23 protein-coding genes are annotated in these 23403 nt (G+C 70.0%); 12 read left to right on the top strand and 11 right to left on the bottom strand.

All coding sequences use genetic code 11. From position 1 onward, the window contains the following. Positions 1–23 precede the first annotated feature (23 nt). The 5 genes from nusG (at position 24) to CVS47_RS12105 (ending at position 5607) form a co-directional block, all read left to right on the top strand. Positions 24–1241, top strand: a complete 1218-nt coding sequence (gene nusG / locus CVS47_RS12125; protein WP_127096307.1) for a transcription termination/antitermination protein NusG — start codon at positions 24–26, stop codon at positions 1239–1241. 703 nt (positions 1242–1944) lie between these two features. Continuing rightward, the gene (locus CVS47_RS12120) at positions 1945–2775 is read left to right on the top strand and encodes an endonuclease domain-containing protein (RefSeq protein WP_127096306.1); all 831 of its coding nucleotides are present in this window, start codon (positions 1945–1947) and stop codon (positions 2773–2775) included. 519 nt (positions 2776–3294) lie between these two features. Further along, on the top strand, positions 3295–3726 hold the full coding sequence (gene rplK / locus CVS47_RS12115; RefSeq protein ID WP_127096305.1) for a 50S ribosomal protein L11: 432 nt from the start codon (positions 3295–3297) through the stop codon (positions 3724–3726). A 14-nt stretch (positions 3727–3740) separates the two neighbouring features. Next, positions 3741–4430, top strand: a complete 690-nt coding sequence (gene rplA / locus CVS47_RS12110; RefSeq protein ID WP_127096304.1) for a 50S ribosomal protein L1 — start codon at positions 3741–3743, stop codon at positions 4428–4430. A gap of 133 nt (positions 4431–4563) precedes the next feature. Beyond that, positions 4564–5607 (top strand): NAD(P)H-dependent flavin oxidoreductase, encoded by a 1044-nt coding sequence (locus CVS47_RS12105; RefSeq protein ID WP_127096303.1) that lies wholly within the window; start codon positions 4564–4566, stop codon positions 5605–5607. On the opposite strand, the gene CVS47_RS12100 is transcribed toward CVS47_RS12105, so the two are convergent. Together CVS47_RS12100 and CVS47_RS12095 are read right to left on the bottom strand one after the other, a co-directional pair. Next, positions 5604–5879, bottom strand: coding sequence for an acylphosphatase (locus tag CVS47_RS12100; RefSeq protein WP_127096302.1), 276 nt, complete (start codon positions 5877–5879; stop codon positions 5604–5606). The genes CVS47_RS12105 and CVS47_RS12100 overlap by 4 nt on opposite strands. Positions 5880–5913: 34 nt before the next feature. After that, positions 5914–6591, bottom strand: a complete 678-nt coding sequence (locus CVS47_RS12095) for a LysE/ArgO family amino acid transporter (protein ID WP_127096301.1) — start codon at positions 6589–6591, stop codon at positions 5914–5916. A 71-nt stretch (positions 6592–6662) separates the two neighbouring features. Here CVS47_RS12095 and CVS47_RS12090 point away from each other — a divergent pair, with 71 nt between their 5' ends. Further along, positions 6663–7562 (top strand): LysR family transcriptional regulator ArgP, encoded by a 900-nt coding sequence (locus tag CVS47_RS12090; protein WP_127096300.1) that lies wholly within the window; start codon positions 6663–6665, stop codon positions 7560–7562. Here CVS47_RS12090 and CVS47_RS12085 read toward each other — a convergent pair. The 5 genes from CVS47_RS12085 to CVS47_RS12065 form a co-directional block, all read right to left on the bottom strand. Further along, positions 7549–8580, bottom strand: a complete 1032-nt coding sequence (locus CVS47_RS12085; RefSeq protein ID WP_378790315.1) for an NADP-dependent oxidoreductase — start codon at positions 8578–8580, stop codon at positions 7549–7551. The genes CVS47_RS12090 and CVS47_RS12085 overlap by 14 nt on opposite strands. A gap of 183 nt (positions 8581–8763) precedes the next feature. After that, on the bottom strand, positions 8764–9240 hold the full coding sequence (locus tag CVS47_RS12080; protein ID WP_127096299.1) for a MarR family winged helix-turn-helix transcriptional regulator: 477 nt from the start codon (positions 9238–9240) through the stop codon (positions 8764–8766). Positions 9241–9251: 11 nt separating this feature from the next. Further along, entirely contained in the window at positions 9252–11099 is a 1848-nt protein-coding gene (locus CVS47_RS12075) for an MDR family MFS transporter (RefSeq protein WP_378790314.1), read from the bottom strand. Positions 11100–11207: 108 nt separating this feature from the next. Further along, on the bottom strand, positions 11208–11600 hold the full coding sequence (locus CVS47_RS12070) for a barstar family protein (protein WP_127096298.1): 393 nt from the start codon (positions 11598–11600) through the stop codon (positions 11208–11210). 18 nt (positions 11601–11618) lie between these two features. After that, positions 11619–12275 carry a YqaJ viral recombinase family protein gene (locus CVS47_RS12065; protein WP_127096297.1) on the bottom strand — a complete coding sequence of 219 codons (657 nt, stop codon included), beginning with the start codon at positions 12273–12275 and terminating at the stop codon, positions 11619–11621. Between the two features lie 324 nt (positions 12276–12599). Between CVS47_RS12065 and rplJ the strand changes: the two genes are divergently transcribed. Both rplJ and rplL read left to right on the top strand, forming a co-directional pair. Next, positions 12600–13115, top strand: coding sequence for a 50S ribosomal protein L10 (gene rplJ, locus CVS47_RS12060; RefSeq protein ID WP_127096296.1), 516 nt, complete (start codon positions 12600–12602; stop codon positions 13113–13115). Positions 13116–13164: 49 nt separating this feature from the next. Further along, positions 13165–13551, top strand: coding sequence for a 50S ribosomal protein L7/L12 (rplL, locus tag CVS47_RS12055; protein ID WP_127096295.1), 387 nt, complete (start codon positions 13165–13167; stop codon positions 13549–13551). 64 nt (positions 13552–13615) lie between these two features. Here rplL and CVS47_RS12050 read toward each other — a convergent pair whose 3' ends face one another. Beyond that, positions 13616–14656 (bottom strand): LacI family DNA-binding transcriptional regulator, encoded by a 1041-nt coding sequence (locus CVS47_RS12050; protein ID WP_127096294.1) that lies wholly within the window; start codon positions 14654–14656, stop codon positions 13616–13618. A gap of 310 nt (positions 14657–14966) precedes the next feature. On the opposite strand from CVS47_RS12050, the gene CVS47_RS12045 reads away from it, so the two are divergent. The 4 genes from CVS47_RS12045 to CVS47_RS12030 all read left to right on the top strand — a co-directional run bounded on the left by CVS47_RS12045 (position 14967) and on the right by CVS47_RS12030 (position 21309). Beyond that, entirely contained in the window at positions 14967–16280 is a 1314-nt protein-coding gene (locus tag CVS47_RS12045) for an ABC transporter substrate-binding protein (RefSeq protein WP_241240143.1), read from the top strand. A 149-nt stretch (positions 16281–16429) separates the two neighbouring features. Further along, entirely contained in the window at positions 16430–17779 is a 1350-nt protein-coding gene (locus tag CVS47_RS12040) for a carbohydrate ABC transporter permease (protein ID WP_378790313.1), read from the top strand. After that, positions 17776–18753: a carbohydrate ABC transporter permease gene (locus CVS47_RS12035; RefSeq protein ID WP_127096292.1), complete on the top strand. Its 978-nt coding sequence runs from the start codon at positions 17776–17778 to the stop codon at positions 18751–18753. Before CVS47_RS12040 ends, CVS47_RS12035 begins: the two co-directional genes overlap by 4 nt. A 126-nt stretch (positions 18754–18879) precedes the next feature. Beyond that, positions 18880–21309 carry an HAD-IC family P-type ATPase gene (locus CVS47_RS12030; protein WP_127096291.1) on the top strand — a complete coding sequence of 810 codons (2430 nt, stop codon included), beginning with the start codon at positions 18880–18882 and terminating at the stop codon, positions 21307–21309. Positions 21310–21339: 30 nt separating this feature from the next. Here CVS47_RS12030 and CVS47_RS12025 read toward each other — a convergent pair whose 3' ends face one another. The 3 genes from CVS47_RS12025 to CVS47_RS12015 are packed head-to-tail and all read right to left on the bottom strand — an operon-like array spanning position 21340 to position 23206. Next, entirely contained in the window at positions 21340–21780 is a 441-nt protein-coding gene (locus tag CVS47_RS12025; protein ID WP_127096290.1) for a hypothetical protein, read from the bottom strand. Between the two features lie 22 nt (positions 21781–21802). Continuing rightward, the gene (locus tag CVS47_RS12020) at positions 21803–22486 is read right to left on the bottom strand and encodes a DUF305 domain-containing protein (protein WP_127096289.1); all 684 of its coding nucleotides are present in this window, start codon (positions 22484–22486) and stop codon (positions 21803–21805) included. A 9-nt stretch (positions 22487–22495) separates the two neighbouring features. Then, a complete protein-coding gene (locus CVS47_RS12015; RefSeq protein WP_127096288.1) occupies positions 22496–23206 on the bottom strand; it encodes a DUF3105 domain-containing protein in 711 nt (236 codons plus the stop codon). Positions 23207–23403 lie beyond the last annotated feature (197 nt).

The raw sequence follows: 23403 nt of genomic DNA, 5'->3' as shown, positions 1-23403 counted from the left end.
ACCACCAACGGAAGTGATTTCTTGTGACTGAAAGATATGTCGACGACGCCGACTGGGCGACCGCTGCGGAGCAGTCCTCGGAGGACGACGAGGCCCAGGAGGGCAACCAGCTCGCGGCCGACGAGCGTTCCGTCGAGCCCGCCGAGCACGCCGCTCTGCACGTCGTGGACGACTCCGACGACGAGACGGACGACTCCGACCTGGATGAGATCGACATCGAAGACCCGGAGGCCGACGCCATCGTGAACGACGCCCTGCACATCGACGAGGCCGCCGAGGCCGAGGCCGCAGCGGAGGTCCTCACCGACTCGCTCGCCGAGGAGGAGGCGGAGTACGTCGCCGCCCACGCCGACGACGTCACGCCGTACGACGGACCCGACGTCAACGGCGACGAGGACGAGCCGGTGCTCGACGCCGACTTCGTCCAGGAGGTGGATGCCGCGGCATCCGTCGTCGACGAGGTCGAAGCCTCCGTCGACCCGGCGGACGCCGCCGAGGCCCCCGTGGACGTCGACGTCGCCGACGCCGAAGCGGTCGACGATCTGGCGCCGCTCGACGGTGACGAGTCGCCGGCCGACGGTGACGAGTCGCCGGTCGACGGTGACGAGGATGACGAGGACGTCGACCCGTACGAGGCGTTCCGCGCCGAGCTGCGGTCGCTTCCCGGCAAGTGGTTCGTCATCCACTCCTACGCCGGCTTTGAGCGCAAGGTGAAGGCCAACATCGAGCAGCGCAAGTCGACGCTCGAGGTCGAGGACGACATCTACCAGGTCGAGGTCCCGATGGAGGACGTCGTCGAGATCAAGAACGGCCAGCGCAAGATGGTCACGCGCGTCCGGATCCCCGGCTACGTGCTCGTCCGCATGGACCTCAACGAGGACACCTGGTCGGTCGTGCGCCACACGCCCGGCGTCACCGGCTTCGTCGGCAACGCGCACAACCCGACGCCGCTGCGCTTCGAGGAGGCCTTCAACATGCTGAAGAGCCTCGTCGAGGTCAAGGAGGTCGCTCCGGCCAAGGCGGGTTCCGGCAAGGGTGGTCAGCCGGTCGCGCGCTCGATCCCGGCCGAGGTCGACTTCGAGGTCGGCGAGACCATCACGATCAAGGAGGGCTCGTTCGCCGGGCTCCCCGGCACGATCTCCGAGATCAAGCCCGAGAGCGGCAAGCTCACCGTGCTCGTCTCGCTGTTCGAGCGCGAGACGCCCGTCGAGCTCTCGTTCGACCAGGTCACCAAGCTCTGACCCATCTCTGTCACCGGAAGCGCCCCGTCTGAGACGGGGCGCTTTCGGCGTTTCGGGGGTGTCTCTGATCTACGTGGACGGTTCTGATCGGTTCCTCGGTTCCTCGGTTCCTCGGTTCCTCGCTCCCTCGGCCCCCGTCGCTCCGTCCCTCGGTTCCTCGGTTCCTCGGTTCCTCGGTTCCTCGGTTCCTCGGTTCCTCGGTTCCTCGGTTCCTCGGTTCCTCGGTTCCTCGGTTCCTCGGTTCCTCGGTCCCTTCGTCCCCCATCTGTGCAGAATGACGGAGATGTGCGAGATGGCGGATGCTTCGCGCCCGACTGGTCCGGCATCCTGCACATTTCCGCACTTCTGCGCAGTGCGCGGAGATGTGCGGCGCCGGGCGGGTTTCCGAGCGGGTGTGCAGGACGGCGGAGATGTGCGAGATGACGGGTGCTTCGGGCCCGAGTGGTCCGGCATCCTGCACATTTCCGCACTCTTGCGCAGTGCGCGGAGATGTGCGGCGCCGGGAGGGATTTCGAGTGGGTGTGCAGGACGGGGGAGATGTGCGAGATGGCGGATGCTTCGGGCCCGAGTGGTCCGGCATCCTGCACATTTCCGCACTCTTGCGTGGGGACCGATCCCTCCCCATCTAGGCGGCCGGCGCGCATACTCTCCGATCGTGACGGGAACTGGGCCTGCCTCCACCGTCATGCGCGAGCCTGCCGGGATGGTGATTCTCACTGAGGCGGTCGCCGTGGCCGGCGGCGTCATGCGGGTGGCCGCCCTTCGGCACGCGGGTGTGCCTCGCCGGGCGATCGAGCAGGCGGTCGCGGCGCGCGTGCTGCTGCGTCCGCGAAACGGCTGGGTCGCGCTCCCGGAGGCCGATCCTGCGCTGATGGCCGCGGCTCGCGCGGGCGTGGTGCTCACCTGCCTCACTCAGGCGGAACGTCTCGGACTCTGGGTCTTCGACGACGGCGCAGTCCACGTGGCGGCGGATCCGCATCGGCACATCGGCGAAGTCCGGGAGGGCACCCGCGTCCACTGGGCGCGACCGTTGGTGCCGCGGCATCCGGATGTCCTGGTGGACCGCGTCGAGAACGCGCTTGCCGCAGTCGTGAGCTGCCAGCCGCACGAGCGCGCCCTCGCTGTGTGGGAGTCGGCGCTCCGGCACGGGCACGTGACGCGTGAGGCCGTCCGTCTCCTGCCACTGTCGACCGCCGCGCGCTCGCTCCTCGAGGCGTGCTCCGTGCACTCCGACTCTGGGCTCGAGACGTTCATCCCCGTGCGGCTGCGGTTCCTCCGGCTGCCGATCCGCCAGCAGGTATGGCTCGGTGGTCATCGCGTCGACTTCTTGATCGGCGATCGTCTTGTCCTGCAGGTCGATGGCGGACACCACGTCGGGGCTCAGCGCCGCAGCGACATCGCCCATGACGCGCGGCTGATGCTGCTGGGTTTCCACGTCATCCGCCTGGACTACGTGCAGATCATGACGCGATGGGCCGAGGTGCATGACGTGATCGTGCTCGCCGTCGCGCAGGGGCTTCACCGCGCCGCGTGATCGGGCGTGGCGACGGAGATGTGCAGGATGACGGATGCTGCAGCCCCCCAGCATCCGTCATCCTGCACAACTCCGCGATCGTGCTTGCGAGAGGCGCGCCGGGGTGAGGGGAGGTCAGGCGGGTCCGGGTGAAGCGGGTAGGCCGGGGGAGGACGGGGCCGCCGGCAGCCACCCGGCGGGCGTGGCGACGGAGATGTGCAGGATGAGGACGGATGCTGCAGCCCCCAGCATCCGTCATCCTGCACATCTCCGCGATCGTGCACGCGAGAGGCGGGCCGGAGCGGGTAACCCGGGGAGGACGAGGCCACCGGCAGCCACCCGGGGGAGGACGGGGCCACCGGCAGCCAGCCGGGGAGCGGGCCACAGTCGGGCTGCCCCGCGGGAGAGGGTCCGCCCCGCATGAGGTAAGCTTGGGTGGTTTGCGTCGCTTCGGCGTGCGCGGACGACCGCGGTCCGGAGATGCCGGGCACGCGGGAGAACAGGATGCCACGGCATCCGGTTCGAACGAAAGGAAGAGACATGGCACCCAAGAAGAAGGTGACCGGCCTGATCAAGCTCCAGATCAAGGCAGGAGCCGCCAACCCGGCGCCCCCGATCGGGCCCGCGCTCGGTCAGCACGGCGTCAACATCATGGAGTTCTGCAAGGCGTACAACGCGGCGACCGAGGCCCAGCGCGGCAACGTCATCCCCGTCGAGATCACCGTCTACGAGGACCGCAGCTTCACGTTCATCCTGAAGACGCCCCCGGCAGCCGAGCTCATCAAGAAGGCCGCCGGCCTGTCGAAGGGCTCCGCGACGCCGCACACCACCAAGGTGGGCAAGCTCACGCAGGCTCAGGTCCGCGAGATCGCCGAGACGAAGCAGCCCGACCTGAACGCGAACGACATCGACGCCGCGGCGAAGATCATCGCCGGTACCGCCCGCTCCATGGGCATCACGGTCGAGGGCTGAGGGGAATAAGGATCATGGCAACCAAGTCCAAGGCTTACAAGGCCGCCGCCGCGAAGATCGCGCCGGACACGTTCTACTCGCCCACCGAGGCCGTCGCGATCGCGAAGGACACCGGATCGGCGAAGTTCGACTCGACCGTCGAGGTCGCGCTCAAGCTCGCCGTCGACCCCCGCAAGGCGGACCAGATGGTGCGCGGCACCGTCATGCTGCCCCACGGCACCGGCAAGACCGCCCGCGTCATCGTCTTCGCGACCGGTCCGGCCGCCGAGGCCGCCATCGCCGCGGGTGCCGATGAGGTCGGCGGCGCCGAGCTCATCGAGAAGGTCGCCGGGGGCTACACCGCCTTCGACGCCGCCGTCTCCACCCCCGAGCTCATGGGCCAGGTCGGCCGTCTCGGAAAGGTGCTCGGACCCCGCGGTCTGATGCCGAACCCGAAGACCGGCACGGTCACCCCGAACCCGGCCAAGGCCGTCGAGGAGATCAAGGGCGGAAAGATCGAGTTCCGCGTCGACAAGCACGCCAACGTGCACTTCGTCGTCGGCAAGGCCTCGTTCTCGCACGAGCAGCTCGACGAGAACTTCGCCGCCGCGCTCGAGGAGATCGTCCGCCTCAAGCCGTCCAGCTCCAAGGGCCGTTACATCCAGAAGGGTGCGGTGTCGACCACGTTCGGCCCCGGCATCCCGCTGGACGTCAACGCTCTCTGAGCCGACACGCATCGCACGAAGGGCCTCACCTCCGGGTGGGGCCCTTTGCCGTTCCCGGCCGCGGATGGGGTGCTGGCGTCGCCCCGGTGCGGGATGCATCCCTCCGCTCGGCTCGCCCGGTAGCGTCACGGGGATGACCCGCACGCTCGCCGATCTGCTCGGCATCGAGACGCCCATCCTGCTCGGACCGTTCGGCGGGCTCTCGAGCGTCGCCCTGACGGCTGCGGTCAGCGAGCTCGGGGGACTGGGCGGCTACGGACTGTACGGATACGCCGCGGAGCGCATCGCGCAGACCGCGGCCGAGCTCCGAGCGCGGACCGGCCGCCCGTTCGCGCTCAACCTCTGGCTGCCGACCGGCGAGGAGGTGCTCCCCGGCGATCCGCCGCTGGCGCCGTTCCTCGACGCCCTCGCCCCGCTCTTCGCGGCCGCGGGCGTCGACGTCCCCGAGACGCCCGCCGCCTTCCTGCCGTCCGTCGATGAGCAGTGGGAGGCGGTGAGGGATGCTGCACCCGCCGCCGTCAGCGTCGTGTTCGGGGTGCCGGCGCCGCACCAGGTCGAGGAGGCGCGGAGCCGCGGCATCCGTCTCATCGGCACCGCCACGACCGTCGCCGAGGCGGTCGCGCTGGAGGAGGGCGGCGTGGACGCCGTCGTGGCCAGCGGCAGCGAGGCCGGCGGACACCGCGTCTCGTTCCTCGCGCGCGCCGAGGAGTCGCTGGTCGGCACGATGTCGCTGGTACCGCAGGTCGTCGACGCCGTGCGGGTGCCCGTCATCGCCGCCGGCGGCATCGCCGATCGTCGCGGGGTGTCGGCGGCGTTCGCGCTGGGCGCGTCCGGCGTGCAGGTGGGGTCCGCCTTCCTGCGCACCCGGCAGTCGGCCGCGACCGAGGCGCACCGGCGGGCGCTGGCGGCGTCCTCCGACACCGGCACCGTGCTGACCCGCGCGATGAGCGGAAGGCTGGCCCGCGGCATCCCGAACCGCGCCGTGCGCGATATCGAGGCGAGCGGCATGATCGCGCCGTTCCCGGCGCAGAACTGGCTCACCGGGGTCTTCCGGGCCGCGGCCTCGGCCCGCGGCGACGAGGATCTGCTGTCGCTGTGGGCGGGCCAATCGGCCGCGATCGGCGACCGCGACGACGCGGCCGAGGTGTTCGCCGAGCTGGCGGCCGGGCTGCCCTAGGCCGTCGCGCGGACCTCGAAACCGGATTCGTCGACGGCGTCGCGGTCGTCGACCTGCGCAGCGTCCACACGGCCACCCGGCGGACCTTGAGCCATCCAGGCCAGCATCTCGTCGACGGCGGCGGCGCTGCCCTGCACCTCGGCCTCGACCGATCCGTCGCGGCGGTTGCGCACCCAGCCGGTGACGCCCGCCTCGTCGGCGGTCATCTTCGCGGTGTACCGGTAGCCGACCCCCTGGACCTCGCCGCGGACGAGGACGTGCACGCGCTTCATCCCCTCATCGTGCCGGATGCCGCGGCCTTTCGTTTCAGTGCGGCAGCACCAGGCTGACGGCCAGAGCGATCATGACGATCGCGATGACGCCGTCGAGGATGCGCCACGCGCGCGGCGTGGACAGCCAGCGCCCGAGGAAGCGGGCGCCGAAGGCGAGACCGAAGAACCACAGGATGCTGGCGGTCACCGCGCCCGCGGCGAACCACCAGCGGTCCGCGCCGTGCGTGTTGGCCACGGTGCCCAGGAGGAACACCGTGTCGAGGTAGACGTGGGGATTCAGCCAGGTGAGGGCGAGGCACGTCAGGACCGCGGGGACGAGACCGGTGCGGGCGCGTGTGGAGATCGTGCGCGTCGCGGTTGCGCCGCCCGTCGCCGGGGCTACGCCGTCGGCGATGCGCTCCGTCTCGGCGACCTCGAGCGCCTGACCCGAGGGGCGCCAGGCCCGGCGGGCGGCGAGCAGCCCGTAGACGAGCAGGAAGGCGGCCCCGGCCCATCTGACGACGTCGATCAGCCACGGCACGGCCTGCAGGACCAGCCCGATGCCCGAGACTCCGAGGATGATGAGCGCAGCATCCGACACCGCGCAGATCGCGGCGATGACGACCACGTTCTCGCGGCGGAGGCCCTGGCGCAGCACGAAGAGGTTCTGCGCTCCGATGGCGACGATGAGCGAGAAGCCGAGGCCGAGGCCGGCGAGGACGGAGGTGAACACGATTCGACGCTAGAGCGAAGAGCGTGTTCAGTACAGCTCACGTGACTTCCGCTGCATTAGCCTGTCTTACGATGAGGATCCCCCTCGAGCTGGCAGAGACGCTCGCCGTCGTCGTGGACGAGGGCACGCTCGACGCCGCCGCGCGCACGCTGCACATCACCCCGTCCGCCGTGAGCCAGCGCATCAAGTCGCTCGAGGAGATCATCGGGAAGGTCGTGCTCGTGCGCTCCCGGCCGGCGCGCGCGACGCCGGACGGCGAGGCCGTGGTGCGGCTGGCGCGCCAGGTCGCGCTCCTCGCGCACGACACCGTCTCGGAGCTCGGCGTGGGAGACGAGGGCGCACGGGTCAGCATCCCGCTGGGGGTGAACGCGGACTCGCTCGCGACATGGTTCCTGCCGCCTCTCGCCCGCCTGTCGGAGGAGCGCGCGGTCGTCTTCGACATCCACCGCGACGACCAGGAGTTCACCTCGGAGCTGCTGGAGTCGGGCACCGTGATGGGGGCCGTGACCTCCCGCGAGATCCCGGTCGCGGGCTGTCGGGTGAGTGCGCTGGGATCGATGCGCTACGAGGCGGTGGCGACGCCGGCCTTCGCGGCGCGGTGGTTCGGCCAGGGCGTCACCGCAGACGAGCTGCAGGCGGCACCGGTGGTCGACTTCGACCGGCGCGACGACCTGCAGACCCGGTGGCTGCGCGCGCGAGGCGTGGACGCGGCGGTTCCTCCACGGCACCGCATCCCCGCCTCCGCCGACTTCGCCGCCGCGGTGTCGGCGGGGCTCGGGTGGGGACTCCTCCCTCCCTTCCAGTCGGCCGACGCCGTGCGGGCGGGGCGGCTCATCGCCCTGCCGGGCGATCCGGTCGACGTGCCGCTCTACTGGCAGCAGTGGAACCTGCGGTCCGAGCTGCTCGACGCCGTCGCCGACGCGGTCATCACCGAGGGACGCCGGGTGCTCGACCCGGTCAGTCGTCGGTGATGCGCAGCACGATCTTGCCGCGCGTGTGGCCGTCCTCGAGCTGCGCGTGCGCGGCCGCGGCATCGTCGAGGCCGAACACCCGGTCGACGTAGACCTGCACCGCGCCGCTGTCCAGCAGCCGCGCGATCGTGGCCAGGGCGCTGCCGTCGGGGATGACGCGGTAGCCGGTCGCGCGCACCCCGGCGGCCCGGGCCGCCTCCGCGAACCCGGGGGAGGAGCCCGAGGGCACCACGACCAGCAGGCCGCCGGGTCGCAGCACCGAGAGGGAGCGGGTGCTCGTGGCATCGTGCAGGTCGCCCACGAGATCGATGACGACATCCATTCCCGACACCACGTCCTCGAACCGGGTCGTGGTGTGATCGATGACCACGGTGGCGCCCAGCTCCCGCAGCCAGGCGGCGTTGCGCGCCGACGCCGTCGTCGTGACCGACGCCCCCAGGTACGCCGCGAACTGCACCGCGAAGTGCCCGACGCCTCCGCTGCCGGCGTGGATCAGCATCCGCTGGCCTTCGTGGGCATGGGCGGTCTCCACGACGATGCCCCATGCGGTCAGGGCCGCGAGCGGCACGCCGGCGGCCTCGACATGCGAGAGCGCGGCGGGCTTGCGGGCGACGGACAGCGCCGGCACGACGACGTACTCGGCGTAGCTGCCGCCGGAGCGGGGGAACGGCGCCATGCCGAAGACCGAGGTGCCGACCGGCAGGGGGTGCGACTCGTAGGCGGAGCTCACCACGACGCCGCTGAAGTCGAAGCCCAGCGCCGCCGGGTAGGCGTCGATCGCGGAGGAGACGCCGGCGCCCGCCCGCGTCTCGGCGTCGATCGGATTCACCCCGGCGGCCACGACGCGCACGAGCAGCTCGCTGAGCACCGGCGTGGGGGTCGGCAGGGTGGCGGGGTGGAGCGCGGACGCGGGTCCGGGGCCGTCGATGACGGCGGCGCGCATCGTCTCGGGCGGCGTCTCCACGGTGGCGAGTGCGTCAGGGCGACTGACGGTGGTGCGCAGCGGGCGGGTCTTCATCGCACGGCTCCTTCCGCGTGCGCGCCGACGTCGGCCGCACTCCTCATCGAGAGGAGTTCCAGTCAAACGTCGCTGTGTCTCCGCGGTGTTACGCCGGTGCTACCGGCGCACTAATCCTGCGGCCCGCGTGTGTCGGGCGGACGTCGGAAGCCCTGAGCCGGCGTCAGGAGCCTCGGAAAGAGGTCAGGAGCCCTCGGTCGACGACGGGGTGATGCCCGCGGTCAGGGCGTGCAGCAGGCGCGTGAGGTTGCCGATGTCATCGATCCGCCAGGCGTCGAGCGTCTTCATCAGCGTGTCCTCCTGCGGCTCGCGCGCGGCGGCCAGCCGCTGCCGGCCGAGCTCGGTCGGAGACAGGATGCTGGAGCGACCGTCGGCCGGATCGGGCGTGCGCTCCACGAGCCCGAGGCTCTCCAGCTCGCGCACCGTCCGGCTGATCTGCCCCTTGTCGGCCATGAGCGTCTCGGAGAGGGAGGACTGCGTGACCGCGCCGCGGTTCACGATGGTGGTGAACACCTTGTAGGCGCCGGGCAGCATGCCGGGGCTGACGCGCTCGGCGTTGGCGGAGATGATGCGGCGAACGCGGTTGAGCAGCTCCCCGAACTCCGCCTCGAGGGCGCGCACCGCAGCGGTGCGCGCCTCGAGGCTCTCGGGAGTGGTCATCGTCCTCGACATTACCGGCGGCTGAGACGGGTCTCGGACGGGGTGCGGACCGGATTGCCGCGCCGGGTGCGCAGCGGGCCGTCGGCGCGAACGGGGCTGTCGGCGCGCAGTCTCTTGTCGGCGCGCAGCGAGCCGTCGGTGCGGGTGGCGGGCTGAGCCGTCTCCGCGGCGGCGTCGTCGGCCGCCACGGTCCGCACGGTGCCGGTCGCGGTGAGGGTGCCCATCGCCTCGGGGACCGAGACGGTGGCGACGTCGGCTTCGGCCGCCTGCAGGCGCTCGCTGGTGGTCATCGTGGTGAGCGGCTTGTTCGGCAGGAAGAGGACGGCGATCAGGCTCACCACGGCGAAGGGCACCGCGATCAGGAAGGAGTGCGAGATGCCGGTGGCGTAGACGTCCTCGAAGATGACCTGGAGCGCGGCGGGCATGTCGCGCACCTGAGGGAGGGTGCCCGACTGCAGCTGCGCCGCCCACTCCTGGGCCTGCGCGCCGAGGCTCATCAGCGCGGTCTGGAGCTCGTCGCGCCGGTCGCCGAGCTGGGTCGTGACGCTGGTGGCCAGGGCCGCCCCCATGACCGAGACGCCGATGGTGCCGCCGAGGCTGCGGAAGAACGTGACGCCGGAGCTGGCGACGCCGATCTCGGAGGGCGACGAGGTGTTCTGCACGACGAGCACGAGGTTCTGCATCGTCATGCCGACGCCGGCGCCGAGCAGGAACATGTAGACCGAGACGAGGGCGAAGTTCGTGTCGTAGTGGATGGTCGACAGCAGGAACGCGCCCGCGGTCAGCAGCACGGCTCCGGTGATGAGGTACGGCTTCCACTGTCCGTAGCGGGTGATGAGGGCGCCGACGCCGACGGAGGACAGCAGCAGTCCGGCGATCATCGGGATGGTCATGAGGCCGGCCTCGGTGGGGGTCGCGCCGCGGGCCAGCTGCATGTACTGGCTCAGGAAGACCGATGCGCCGAACATCGCGATGCCGGTGGCGATGGAGGCCACGACCGCGAGGGTGAAGGTGCGGTTGCGGAACAGCGACAACGGCACCAGCGGCTCGGGCGCGCGCAGCTCGTTCATGATGAACAGCACGGCGGCCAGCAGCGCGCCGCCGACCATGAGGGCGGTGCTGAGGCTCCACCACTCGAAGGAGTCGCCGGCCAGCGTCACCCAGATGAGCAGCAGCGAGACCGCGGCCGACAGCAGGACGATGCCGAGGTAGTCGATCGAGACCTTGCGGCGGGCGCGGGGCAGGATGTGCAGCGTGCGCTGCACGATGAGGAGCGCGGCGATGGCGAAGGGGAGCGCGACGTAGAAGTTCCAGCGCCATCCCCAGGCGTCGGTGATCACACCGCCGAGGAGCGGGCCGCCGACGGTGGCCACGGCCATGACGGCACCGAACAGGCCCATGTAGCGGCCGCGCTCGCGGGGGCTGATGATGTCGGCCATCAGCACCTGGCTGAGGGCGGCCAGGCCGCCGGCGCCGAGGCCCTGCACGGCGCGGAAGGCGATCAGCGTCTCGGGGTTCTGCGAGAAGCCGGCGGCGGCGGTGGCCAGCACGAAGATGACGATCGCGAGCTGGAACAGCACTTTGCGGTTGGTGAGGTCGGCGAGCTTGCCCCAGATCGGGGTGGAGATGGCCGTGGTGAGCAGGGTCGCGGTGACGACCCACGTGTAGGAGGTCTGGGTGCCGTTGAGATCGTGGATGATCACGGGCAGCGACGTCGAGACGACGGTCGAGGCGAGCATCGAGACGAACATGCCCAGCAGCAGGCCGGAGAGGGCCTCGAGCACCTGCCGGTGCGACATCTTCGGGCGGTCGTCGTCGAGCGCGGCGGCTCGGGACGGCGTGGGGGCTGTGGTGGCCATGACGCGGCTTTCTTCTGAACGGGGATGACTCCGCGACGACGATGGCGCGTTAGTTGACTCGTATCAACGATAGGCCGATGGTTGACACGTGTCAACTATGCGATCGCGTCATTCCAGAACGAGGTCGACCTCCGGGTGCCCCGCGAACACGTCGAGCACGATGTCGAAGTACGTGGGCCCCGTTCCCGACTCCGCTTCGGCCAGCCGGCGGCGGAAGCGCTCCTGGTCGAACAGCTCGGGCTGCTCGAGCTTCCGGCGGTAGTACGCGACGGTCTCGCTGCGGCCGAGCGCCTGGCGGCTCGCCTCGGCGTCGCGCCACACGACGCGCACCGGGTCGGTCGCGACCGCGAGGGCGCCGAAGCCGCCGTAGAGCAGGTCGTCGAGCGCGTCCAGGCTGTCGCCGAGCCGCCAGTCCTCGCCGCCCATGAAGACGCGGTTGATCTCGTCGTAGAACGAGGGGATGCCGCGGACGGCTGCTCCTTCGACGGTGAAGGTGGTCACGGAGCGAACCGGTACGCCTCAGTCAGCCAGCGCCAGCGCGCGGAAGGGCTCCCGCGGAGCGGTCGGCTGCGGCATCCGCTCGTCCTGCCGGCCCCGCAGATGACGACGGTGCAGCTCGTCGATGAGCGCCGTGGCGAGGCGCACCAGCGAGGCGATCTCGACCTCGTCGCGCTCCACCCACGCGCAGTGCGGCTCGTCGCGGATCGGAACGAACTCCGCGTGCTGCTCCCACGCGACGAGCGTGCGCTCCGCCCCGAGCACGTGCTGCTGCCACCACACCTGGCGCAGATAGGAGCGGGGGATGCTGCGCCACGCCTTGTTGGTCGTCTTGATCTCGCAGAGCGTCACGCGACCGTCGCGATCGACGGCGATGCCGTCGGGCGTCGCCAGGTGCCGCTTCTCCACCTCCGCGTGGAAGAGCGCGCTGGAGGGGAGGATGCCGTGGGTCGCCGCGACCCAGCCGGCGATCTCGGGCTCGCGCCGTCGACCGTGGGCCGTGTAGGCGTTGCCGGAGAAGTTCGAGCCCATCAGCTTGGCGTCCGCCGCGCGGGGGATGACCCGTTCGCTGGTGAGCGCCGCCACATCGGTCGCCGTGATCCCGCGCGAGCGTGCGCGCACCCACGCCACTCGATCGCGGGAGTCCGCGACGATGCGGGCAGCGAGCTCGGGAGTCACCACTCGAGGCTAACCCCGGCCGCCGACGAAGTCCGCAGCGACGGCCGTGTCGCCCATCCCGGGCGGTCGGCGGCGATTTTGCCGTGGCGCCGACGTCGCGTACTCTGAACGAAGCCAAAGACCGCCGGTCATCGGAGTGCGCTCACGCGCATGAGGATCGAAGCACTGCATCGCAGAGGCCCGCGCAGGTGTCACGAACGAATCTCCTTCGGGAATCCAGCTCCGTGCGCTTGCGCCGGAGCTTTTTGCATGTGTGCCGAGAAGACCGGATGCCGCGGCCGACGCCCGCCACCGCGGAGCGTCTCGTACATACAAGGAGTGGCCATGGCGCAGAAGGATGCATCGGTCGCCGAGCTCACGAAGAACTTCGAGAACTCGACCGCCGTTCTGCTGACCGAGTACCGCGGTCTGACGGTTGCGGAGCTCAAGCAGCTCCGCAGCGACATCCGTCAGGACGCGGAATACGCCGTGGTGAAGAACACGCTGACCAAGATCGCCGCGAACAACGCGGGGATCACGGCGCTGGATGAGGGTCTCAAGGGCCCCTCGGCCATCGCCTTCGTGCACGGAGACCCCGTCTCCGTCGCCAAGGGTCTGCGTGCCTTCGCCAAGGCACACCCTCTTCTCGTGATCAAGGGCGGCTATTTCGATGGCAACCCGCTGACCGCGGATGAGGTCAACAAGCTCGCCGACCTCGAGTCCCGTGACGTCCTGCTGGCGAAGCTCGCCGGTGCGATGAAGGCGACGATGACGAAGGCCGCTTATGTCTTCAACGCACTGCCGTCGAAGGCCGTTCGCACGGTCGACGCACTGCGCGAGAAGCAGGAGTCCGCGGCGTAGGTTCCGGCCTCACCGCGGTTGATTCGACACACCAACAAGGAGAAACATCATGGCAAAGCTCACCACTGACGAGCTTCTCGACGCCTTCAAGGAGCTCACGCTCATCGAGCTCAGCGAGTTCGTCAAGGCCTTCGAGGAGACCTTCGACGTCACCGCCGCTGCTCCGGTCGCCGTTGCCGGCCCCGCCGCCGCCGGTGGCGCCGCCGCCGAAGAGGTCGAGGAGCAGACGGCATTCGACGTCATCCTCGAGGCTGCCGGCGAGAAGAAGATCCAGGTCATCAAGGTCGTCCGCGAGCTCACCTCGCTCGGCCTCGGCGAGGCCAAGGCCGTCGTCGACGGTGCCCCCAAGGCTGTGCTCGAGGGCGCGACCAAGGAGGCCGCGGAGAAGGCTCAGGCCGCTCTGCAGGAGGCCGGCGCTACGGTCACCCTGAAGTAATTCGACTCACGTCGAACGAAGGCCCCGGATGCGGAAGCATCCGGGGCCTTTCTCGTGTGACGGGTCAGCGACGGCCGGTGTTCGCCTCGATCGCGGAGGACGCCCGGTCGACCGGAGCGGTGGAGCTGCGCACGATGAGCCGCGCCTGCAGCTGGAGCTCGACGGGCGCCGCGCCGGGATCGGTGATGTGGTCCAGCAGCACCCGCACGGCCTCGGCACCCTGGGCGCGCGGATCCTGCGCCAGCGTGGTGAGGGCGAACATCTCCGCGAACTCGTGGTCGTCGATGCCGACGACGCTGAGGTCGCCGGGCACCAGGATGCCCAGGCGGCGCGCCGCGATGATCGCGCCGATGGCCACCTCGTCGCACACGCCGACGAGCCCGGTCGGCCGCCGGCTCGCGTCGCTCAGCAGGTCGACGGCCGCGGCGTAGCCGCCCGGCATCGTGACAGCCGAGGGGATGTGGCACACCTCGTGCGCGAGCCCGGCGTCGGTCATCGCCCGCATGTAGCCGTCGAGCCGTCTCCGGTCGACATCGGCCCAGTGATCGTGCGGGTCGCCGCCGAGGAAGGCGATGCGCCGGTGGCCGAGCGCCAGCAGGTGCTCTGCGGCGCGGCGCGCGGCCGCGTCGTCATCGAGCGTGATGGCGCTGGAGTCGGCCCCCACGCCCACGACGCTGACGGTCGGGCGGCCGACGGCGACGAGCCTCTCGAGCTCGCGGTCCTCCGGCTCGAGGCCCACGGCGATGAGTCCGTCGAACCGCTTGCGCGCCAGGAAGTCCTCGAAGATGAGCCGCCGTCCGTGCGAGCCCGGACGCGCGTCGTACAGGGTCAGATCAAGGCCGTGTTCGAGCAGCGCGTCCTGAATGCCCTCCAGCACCTCCGCGAAGAACCAGCGGTTCAGGTACGGCATGATCACGCCGATGGTGCGCGTGCGCCCCGTGACGAGGCTCGCGGCGTTGCTGGATGCGACGTAGCCCAGCGCGCGGGCGGCGTCCTGCACCCGGGCGCGGGTGTCGGGGGAGACGTAGCCGTGACCGGTGAGGGCCCGGCTGGCGGTGGCTTTGGAGACGCCGGCGCGGCGGGCGACATCGGAGATCCCGCTCACGATCCCTCCCTCCATCGGGCGGTGACGCCTGCTGCGCGACCGCTTCGAGGATAGCTTCGGGCGCGCAGGAATGGAACCGATTCCAGTCACGATTCGGTGACGCCGTGGGAGCGCTACCACGTTGTCATTCCGGGGGTTATCGAGTTGTGATGAACGGGTGTTGCACCCGTGGTCGGTGATCGCCTAGCGTGTGCATGGAATCGGTTCCCTAAGCATCGATCCAGGGGCAACAGCTTCGTGCGCGCTGGCGCGCACGAACTCGACGAGGAGGCAGTACATGAATGGAATGCGGTCAACCCTGCACCGCCGCATGACGGTGGGATTGGGTCTGGTCGCCATCGGCGCCCTGACCCTCGCGGGCTGCGCTGAAGGCGGCGACTCGGGCGGCGGCACCGCCTCCGGCGGCACGGAAGGTGCCACGGTCCGCGTCTCGGGCGGCATCACCGGCACCGAGGCCGACGCGCTGAACCAGTCGTTCGAGCAGTTCACCGCCGACACCGGCATCAAGGTCGTCTACACGGGCGACAAGGGCTTCGAGGGCAACATCGTCACGAAGGTCAGCGGCGGCGACGCCCCCGACATCGCGATCGTGCCGCAGCCCGGTCTGCTCAAGACCCTCGTCGAAACCGGCGAGGTCAAGCCCGGCAACGACAAGGTCTCCGCGAACGTCGACGAGTACTGGGACGCCGGCTGGAAGTCGTACGGCACGTTCGACGACACGTTCTACGCCGCGCCGATGCTCGCCAACCTCAAGGGCTACGTCTGGTACTCCCCGGCGAAGTTCGCGGAGTGGGGCGTCGAGGTTCCCAAGACGTTCGACGAGCTGATGACCCTCACGCAGACCATCGCGCAGAAGTCGGGTGGCCCCTCGTGGTGCGCCGGCTTTGCGTCCGAGGCCGCCTCGGGCTGGCCCGGCACCGACTGGATCGAGGACATGGTCCTGCGTCAGTCGGGCGCCGACGTCTACGACAAGTGGGTCGCCAACGAGGTCAAGTTCACCGACCCCGAGATCAAGGAAGCGTTCGACGCCGTCGGCAAGATCCTCCTCGACCCGAACTACGTCAACGCCGGCTTCGGCGACGTGCAGAGCATCAACTCGGTGGCGTTCGCGGATGTCGCGGCCAAGGTCGCCGACGGCACCTGCCCGATGACGCACCAGGCGTCGTTCCTCTCGGCGAACTTCCTCACCGTGAAGAACGCGGCGGGCGAGACCCCGACGATCGCCCCCGACGGTGACGTCTACGCCTTCATCCTCCCCGGTGTGAAGGAGGGTGAGCTCGCCGTCGAGGGTGGTGGAGAGTTCGTCGCCGCCTTCTCCGAGGACGAGGCCGTCCAGAAGGTCACGGAGTTCATGTCGACCCCCGAGTTCGCTGACGCCCGCGTCAAGCTCGGCGGCGTCGTCTCGGCCAACAAGGGTGCCGACCCGTCCCTCGCCTCCAGCGAGTTCCTCCAGGAGGCCATGAAGGTCCTCCAGGACCCGAGCACCACGCTGCGCTTCGACGCGTCCGACCTGATGCCGGCGACGGTGGGTTCGGGCTCGTTCTGGAAGGGCATGGTCAGCTGGATCGACGGCACGCCGACCGACACCGTGCTGAGCGACATCCAGGCCGGTTACGACAACTGATCTGACACTGCACGTCCGATGGGCCGTTCGCTTCCGCGGGCGGCCCATCGGACGGATACGTCCCGAGGCAGACGGGACAGCCGGCGGTAATTCGTCGACCGCCGGCGAGATCCATCCATGAGTCCGACGACGTGCTCGGAAGGGTAATCATGACCGATATCAGGCAGGCTCCAGCCACGGCGGCTCCACCGCCGGACCCCGGACGCGTCGAGCGCAAAGACGAGCGGGTGGCGCGCACCCGACGCACGACCGGCCTCGTCATCGCCATCGCGCTGATCCTCGCGGTCGCACTCTTCATCTTCATGATCACGCGGGCGCCCGCGGAGACGAAGCCGACAACGCTCGGCTTCTCGCTGAACAGCTTCTTCAAGTGGCTGGGCGAGCTCGGCCCGATCGTCCAGATCCCGATCATCGTGCTGGTGTTCGGCGTCGTCGTCGGCCTGCTGCTGCTGCTCATCGAGTACGCGCCCCGAGCCGGCCGCTTCTACTTCTGGCTGCGCCTGGCGTCCTGCTTCCTGATCCCGGTCATCGCGTTCATGCTGCTGCGTCCGTACCAGAACGCGGTCATCTACGTCCTCGCGATCGCGGTGATCCTGGGCGGCGTGCTGTTCTACGCCGACTACCGCTCGCGTGAGGGTGCCGGCTACCTGTTCCAGCTCGTCCTCTTCGCCGCCCCGGCCGCGATCCTCCTCCTCATCGGCCTCATCTACCCGGCGCTGTCGACCCTGGTGCAGTCCTTCATGGACAAGACCGGGTCGGAGTTCGTGGGCCTCGACAACTACGTCTGGACCTTCACGAACCCCGAGGGATTCTGGTCGGTCATCAACACGATCATCTGGGTGCTGCTGGCTCCGACCATCGCGACGGCGGTGGGCCTCGCCTACGCGGTCTTCATCGACCGGGCCAAGGGCGAGCGCGTGCTGAAGATCCTCATCTTCATGCCGTTCGCCATCTCGTTCGTCGGCGCCGGCATCATCTGGAAGTTCGTGTACGACTTCCGCCAGGGCCAGCAGATCGGTGCGCTCAACGCCATCGTCACCGCGTTCGGGGGAGAGCCGGTGTCGTGGCTCGCCGCCGCCCCGCTGGTGAACACCCTCCTCCTGGTCGTGGTGTTCATCTGGTCGCAGACGGGTCTGGCCATGGTCATCCTGTCCGCGGCCATCAAGGCCGTGCCGCCGGAGCAGATGGAGGCCGCCGAGCTCGACGGGGCCAACGCCTGGGAGCGTTTCGTCAACGTGACGATCCCCGGCATCCGCTCCTCCCTCATCGTCGTCCTGACGACCATCGCCATCGGCGCCCTGAAGGTGTACGACATCGTCGCCGTCATGACCGGTGGCCGCAACGACTCCACCGTCCTCGCCTTCGAGATGGTGAACCAGCAGCAGCGCTTCCAGAGCTACGGGCACTCCGCGGCCCTGGCGGTCGTGCTGTTCATCTTCGTGCTGCCGTTGATCATCTTCAACGTCCGCCAGATCCGGAAGCAGAGGGAGATCCGATGACCACCTCGACAGTCGTCCTCGAGCCGACGACAGACACCCGCACCGCCCGTCAGGTGGCGCGCGACACCCGCCGGAGCGAGAACTCGGCGCAGAAGCGCCTCACCTCCAAGGGAGCCACGATCGCGGCCGTCGCGATCGCCTTCGTGTGGACCATCCCGACGTTCGGCCTGTTCGTCACCTCGTTCCGTCCAGGTGCCGACACGCAGTCGACCGGCTGGTGGACGATCTTCACCGACCCGGGCTTCACGCTCGAGAACTACCGCCTCGCCCTGACGTCGGGAGGCACCGCGCTCACCCTGGGTGCGTCGTTCCTGAACTCGCTGGCCATCACGATCCCCGTCGTGGTGTTCGCCCTGGCGATCGCCTCGCTCATCGCGTACGCGTTCGCCTGGATCGAGTTCAAGGGCCGGAACTTCTTCTTCATCTTCATCTTCGCGCTGCAGATCGTGCCGCTGCAGATGGCCCTCGTCCCGCTGCTGAGCCTCTTCTCCCGAGGGCTCACCATCAACGAGGTCACCATCTTCCCGGGCTTCGACCTGCGCGGGGTGGAGCACAGCTTCGCCACGGTGTGGATCGCGCACGTGATCTTCGCGATGCCGCTGGCGATCTTCCTGCTGCACAACTTCATCGCCGAGATCCCCCACGAGGTCATCGAGGCGGCGCGGGTGGACGGCGCAGGACACGGCCAGATCTTCTTCCGGCTCATCCTCCCGCTCGCCGCGCCGGCCCTGGCGTCGTTCGCGGTGCTCGAGTTCATCTGGGTGTGGAACGACCTGCTGGTGGCGACGATCTTCGCACCATCGTCATCTCTGCCGTTGACGCAGTCGCTCAACTCCCTGTCGGGCACGTGGGGCGACCAGTGGTTCCTGCAGTCCGCGGGAACGTTCATCTCCATCCTGGTTCCGCTGATCGTGTTCTTCGCCCTGCAGCGGTTCTTCGTCCGAGGACTCCTCGCCGGGGCCACGAAGGGGTAGTCCCTCACGGAGCGAGCGGGGCCGGAGCGGATCGAGAGATCCGCACCGGCCCCTCTCGTCCGTCCGGGCGGAGTATGCCCGCCTGCGCCGCCCGGGCGGGCATCGTCGCCCCGCTATGGTGATCGCATGACAGCCTCGCCCGCGTCGCCCGACCTGACCGTCGTCGATGCGGGCAGGGGACTGTCGGCCACGGAGGTGGCCGAGCGCGCGGCGTCCGGTCGATCGAACGCATTCACGGCCGACTCGAGTCGCAGCGCGTGGAACATCATCCGCGCCAACGTCTTCACGCTCTTCAACGGGATCGTCTTCGGATGCTTCTTCCTGCTGTTCGTGCTCGGGCGCTGGCAGGATGCGCTGTTCGGCCTGGCCGCGACGGCGAACGCCATCATCGGCTGCGTGCAGGAGTTCCGCGCCAAAGCCGCGCTCGATCGGCTCGCGCTGCTCAACGCGCCGCTGGCGCGCGTGCGGCGGGACGGAGCCGAGGCGGAGATCCGCCCGCCGGAGGTGGTGCTGGACGACGTCCTGGTGCTGCGTGCGGGCGACCAGATCCCCGCCGACGCCCGCATCCTCGAGGCGCGCGGCCTCCAGGTCGACGAGTCCATGCTCACCGGCGAATCGGATGCCGTCGACAAGGCGCCCGGCACGGAGGTGCTCTCCGGCTCGCTCGTGGTGGCGGGCGACGGCGCGGCGCAGGTCATCCGCGTCGGGGCGGACTCGTACGCCAACACCTTCGCCGCGGAGGCGAAGCGGTTCTCGCTCGTCGCGAGCGAGCTGCGCACCTCCGTCAACCGCGTGCTCACGTGGGTGAGCTGGGGCATCGGCCCCATCGGCCTGCTCGTCTTCAACGCGCAGGTCCTGGTCGCCGGCGGCTACGCCGAGGCGTGGCGCACCGGCAGCTGGGTGCAGGCCGTCGTCAACACCATCGCGTCGCTCACGGCCATGATCCCGCTCGGGCTGGTGCTGATGTGCTCCATCGCCTTCGCGGTCGGCGCCTCGCGGCTCGCGGCGCGGCAGGTGCTGGTCAACGAGCTGCCCGCCGTCGAGGGTCTGGCCCGCGTCGACGTCATCTGCCTCGACAAGACGGGCACCCTCACGCTCGGCGAGATCCGCTTCGACGGCGCGCACGGGCTCCCGTCGCCGGCGCCCGGCTGGGAGCAGGTGCTGGCGTGGTACGGCGCGGCCCCCGGCGCGAACGCGACCGCCCGCTGCCTGCAGGAGCCCTACCCCGTCGGCGAGCCGCTCGTGCCGGATGAGACCATCCCGTTCTCGTCGGCGCGGAAGTGGAGCGCCGTCTCGTTCGCCGGGGGACCGGCCGCGGGCGCCTGGGTCTTCGGGGCGCCGGAGATGGTGTTCGGGGATGCCGCAGCCGACCCCTCCACGGAGCTGGGATCCGTGGTCACGGAGCTTGCCGCCACCGGCCGGCGCACGCTCGTGCTCGGGCACGCGCCCGTGCCCCTCACCGCGCAGCAGGCCGAGGACGAGACGCTGCCCGCCGGCGTCCGGGCGGTCTCCGTGCTCACCTTCCGCGAGAAGGTGCGACCGGATGCCGCGCACACCCTCGCGTACTTCCGGCGGCAGAGCGTCGGCATCCGCATCATCTCGGGCGACAACCCGCGCACCGTGGCCGCCATCGCGCGGGAGGTGGGCCTGGACGTGGCGGAGGGGTTCGATGCGCGCCGGCTGCCGGAGGACGACGAGGCCCTCGCCGACGTGCTGGAGCGGGAGCACGTCTTCGGCCGGGTGACGCCCGATCAGAAGAAGCGCATGGTGGTCGCGCTGCAGTCGCGGGGTCACACGGTGGCCATGACCGGCGACGGCGTCAACGACGCCCTGGCGATCAAGACCGCCGACATCGGCATCGCGATGAACTCGGGCGCGGCCGCGACCAAGGCGGTGGCGCGCCTGGTGCTGCTCGATGGCCAGTTCTCGCACCTGCCGGACGTCGTGGCGGAGGGGCGCCAGGTGATCGCCAACATCGAGCGCGTCTCGATGCTGTTCCTCACCAAGACGGTCTACGCCACGGGCCTCGCGATCCTGTTCGGGGTGATGGTCCTGGAATTCCCGTTCCTGCCGCGGCAGCTCTCCATCACCGACGGGCTGACGATCGGCATCCCGGCGTTCTTCCTCGCCCTGATGCCCAACACCCAGCGCTACGTGCCCGGCTTCCTCCGGCGGTCGCTGACCTTCGCCGTTCCGGCAGGGCTGATCATCGCGGTCGCGCTGACCCTCTACACGCGCGGCGCGATGGCACTCGAGGTGCCGGAGCCCGAGCTGCGCACCGGCGCCACGATCATCCTCGCCATCGTCGGCATATGGGTGCTCACCGTGCTCGCGCGGCCGATCACGCGGCTCAAGACGCTGGTGATCGGCGCCATGTTCATCGCCCTGGTCGTGGTGTTCACCGTGCCGCCGGCGACGCAGTTCTTCCAGCTCGTCGACCCGGGCAAGGAGGCGGCCTACCTCGTCGCCCTCGTCACGGCGCTCACCATCGGCGGGATCGAGGTCGTGCGCTTCGTGCACCGCCGCGTGATCGCGAGAGCCGGGCGCACCGCCTGACGCGCAGCCGCGCCGATCGATCCGACCCGCTCAGGCCGCCATCGGCACGGGGGAATCGACGGCAGCGGTGCGCCGCACGAAGAAACGAGCGCCCGGCGGCGCCCAGACGGCGGCGAGGATGAGCAGCTCGAGCAGGATCTGCGCGGCCTCCGTCCAGTCCCACGCGTCGGCCACCGCGATCGTGATGACATGGAGCACGAGCTGTGCGACCAGGTAGAGCGTGACGAGGATGCGCGACAGGCGGCTTCCGCGCGAGAGCCCGGAGGCGACGGCGAGGGTGAGCAGGCCGAACAGGATGAGCCCGGCACCCAGCAGCGACACCGGCAGCACGTCGTCCGGTGCGACGTCGTAGCGGCTGAGCAGGACGAAGGTGCCGACGATGACGTTCAGGATGCCGGAGAGGTAGACCAGGACGACCGCGACCGTGACCACCACGGGGCGGCGGAGGACGGGCGGGGTCTCGGCGCTCACGCGACCACTGTAGCGGCCGGGCTCACCCGCACCGGAGGCGCGCCTGCAGCGACGCCATCGCGTCGATCTCCGCGGTCTGCGTCTGCTTCATCGCCGCGGCCGTGTGCTGCACGTTCTGCTTCGAGCCGAGCTCGAGCACGGCATCCACCATCTGCACGGCACCCTGGTGGTGGCGGGTCATCAGCGACAGGAACAGGCAGTCGCCGGCCGTGCCCGTCGCGGCGCGCAGGTCGTCGAGCTGCGCCGGGGTGGCCATCCCCATCGCCTCCTGCAGCTCGGCGTCGGTCTGCTGCGCGCCGTCGTCGCCGCCGTGCGCGTGGCCGTCGGCCGCCGACATCCACTGCATGAGCGGACCGCCGCTCTGCGGCTCACCCCACTGGGCGAGCCAGTCGTACATCTCGCCCTTCTGGGCGGACTGTCCCGTCGCGATGTCATAGGACAGGATGCGCAGCTCGTCGTCGTCGGTGGCGCGGTAGATGTCCATCGCCATCTCCACGGCCTGCGCATGGTGCACCTGCATGTCGCGCGCGAAGCCGATGTCGGCGGCGTTGGGGGCGGGCTCGGCGACCGTGCCGAACGCGGTGAACCGCCCGATGGCGAACGCGAGCGCGGCGACCGCCACGATGCCCAGCACGATCAGCGCCCACGACCGGCGGGCAGGCGGAAGGGTCGGCCCGTCCTGCTCGTCGTCGGTCGCGTCGGTCATCAGCGGGAGCTACTGCTTGCCGGGGCCGTTAATCGCGCCCGAGCACGCGGCGTTGGGCTCGGGGGCGTTCTGGCTGCGCCAGTACTCCTCGAAGAAGTCGCCGATGCGCGGGTCGTCGACGGAGTCGAGGGCGAGCTGGTGGTCCCAGGCGCTGAGCACGAGGGGGGAGTCGAGCCCCTCGTAGGGCGAGAGGACCACATAGCTCGACGGCAGCTTCGTCTTCAGCGTGGCGAGGTCGCCGTCGCTCAGGGCGGCGGCGTCGTAGGTCACCCAGACGGCACCGTGCTCGAGGGCGTGCACGGCGTTCTCGTTGACCTGGGGCTCGGTGTAGATGCCGCAGTTCAGCCAGACGGCGTTGTGGTCGCCGCCGGCGGGCGGCGTCTGCGGATAGTCGACGGCACCGTCGACGTGGCGCGAGGTGTTGGTGAAGGTCTGGACGCCCTCGATCTCCGCGCCCGTGCTGTCGAGCGCGCCGTAGGTCACCGCCGGCTTCGGAGCGAAGACGAAGGATGCCACGACCACGCCGACCACGATGACGGCGGCCGCCGATCCGATGGTCCACCAGGCCAGCTTGCTGCGCCGGCGGGCGGCGAGCTGCTTCTGGTATTCGGCGAGCTTCTCCTGCCGCTTCTGCTCGCGCTGCTGCTTCGTGGTCAGGGCGATGTCGGCGCGTGTCGCCGGATTGCCGCTCGTGCGCTTCTCAGGGGGAGTCGGGGCCATGTGCGGGCTCTCGGCTGGGCAGCCCGTGCGGGCTGGGCGGTCTCGGAAGGTGCTCGTCCAGCCTATGCGGGCGCATGGTCCTGGGTCTGAGAAGGTGCTCAGGATGCCGGCGGCCCGGGAACGGGCGCTGTCTCGGTCGCGACGCAGCGGGCCGGCGGGGCGTCCCGCTGGCCGGGAAGGAATATCGCGGCGCCGGG

The organism is Microbacterium lemovicicum, from assembly GCF_003991875.1.
In the GTDB taxonomy this organism is placed as follows: Bacteria; Actinomycetota; Actinomycetes; order Actinomycetales; family Microbacteriaceae; genus Microbacterium; species Microbacterium lemovicicum.
Note: the sequence above shows the minus strand (reverse complement) of the source record. Positions and strands in the feature narration are given on the sequence as shown.

Coding starts and splice junctions, on each gene's coding strand:
- CVS47_RS12120 (WP_127096306.1), top strand. CDS start 1,945: ATGGTGATTCTCACTGAGGCGGTCGCCGTGGCCGGCGGCGTCATGCGG.
- rplK (WP_127096305.1), top strand. CDS start 3,295: ATGGCACCCAAGAAGAAGGTGACCGGCCTGATCAAGCTCCAGATCAAG.
- rplA (WP_127096304.1), top strand. CDS start 3,741: ATGGCAACCAAGTCCAAGGCTTACAAGGCCGCCGCCGCGAAGATCGCG.
- CVS47_RS12105 (WP_127096303.1), top strand. CDS start 4,564: ATGACCCGCACGCTCGCCGATCTGCTCGGCATCGAGACGCCCATCCTG.
- CVS47_RS12100 (WP_127096302.1), bottom strand. CDS start 5,879: ATGAAGCGCGTGCACGTCCTCGTCCGCGGCGAGGTCCAGGGGGTCGGC.
- CVS47_RS12090 (WP_127096300.1), top strand. CDS start 6,663: ATGAGGATCCCCCTCGAGCTGGCAGAGACGCTCGCCGTCGTCGTGGAC.
- CVS47_RS12085 (WP_378790315.1), bottom strand. CDS start 8,580: ATGAAGACCCGCCCGCTGCGCACCACCGTCAGTCGCCCTGACGCACTC.
- CVS47_RS12080 (WP_127096299.1), bottom strand. CDS start 9,240: ATGACCACTCCCGAGAGCCTCGAGGCGCGCACCGCTGCGGTGCGCGCC.
- CVS47_RS12075 (WP_378790314.1), bottom strand. CDS start 11,099: ATGGCCACCACAGCCCCCACGCCGTCCCGAGCCGCCGCGCTCGACGAC.
- rplJ (WP_127096296.1), top strand. CDS start 12,600: ATGGCGCAGAAGGATGCATCGGTCGCCGAGCTCACGAAGAACTTCGAG.
- rplL (WP_127096295.1), top strand. CDS start 13,165: ATGGCAAAGCTCACCACTGACGAGCTTCTCGACGCCTTCAAGGAGCTC.
- CVS47_RS12045 (WP_241240143.1), top strand. CDS start 14,967: ATGACGGTGGGATTGGGTCTGGTCGCCATCGGCGCCCTGACCCTCGCG.
- CVS47_RS12040 (WP_378790313.1), top strand. CDS start 16,430: ATGACCGATATCAGGCAGGCTCCAGCCACGGCGGCTCCACCGCCGGAC.
- CVS47_RS12035 (WP_127096292.1), top strand. CDS start 17,776: ATGACCACCTCGACAGTCGTCCTCGAGCCGACGACAGACACCCGCACC.
- CVS47_RS12030 (WP_127096291.1), top strand. CDS start 18,880: ATGACAGCCTCGCCCGCGTCGCCCGACCTGACCGTCGTCGATGCGGGC.
- CVS47_RS12020 (WP_127096289.1), bottom strand. CDS start 22,486: ATGACCGACGCGACCGACGACGAGCAGGACGGGCCGACCCTTCCGCCT.
- CVS47_RS12015 (WP_127096288.1), bottom strand. CDS start 23,206: ATGGCCCCGACTCCCCCTGAGAAGCGCACGAGCGGCAATCCGGCGACA.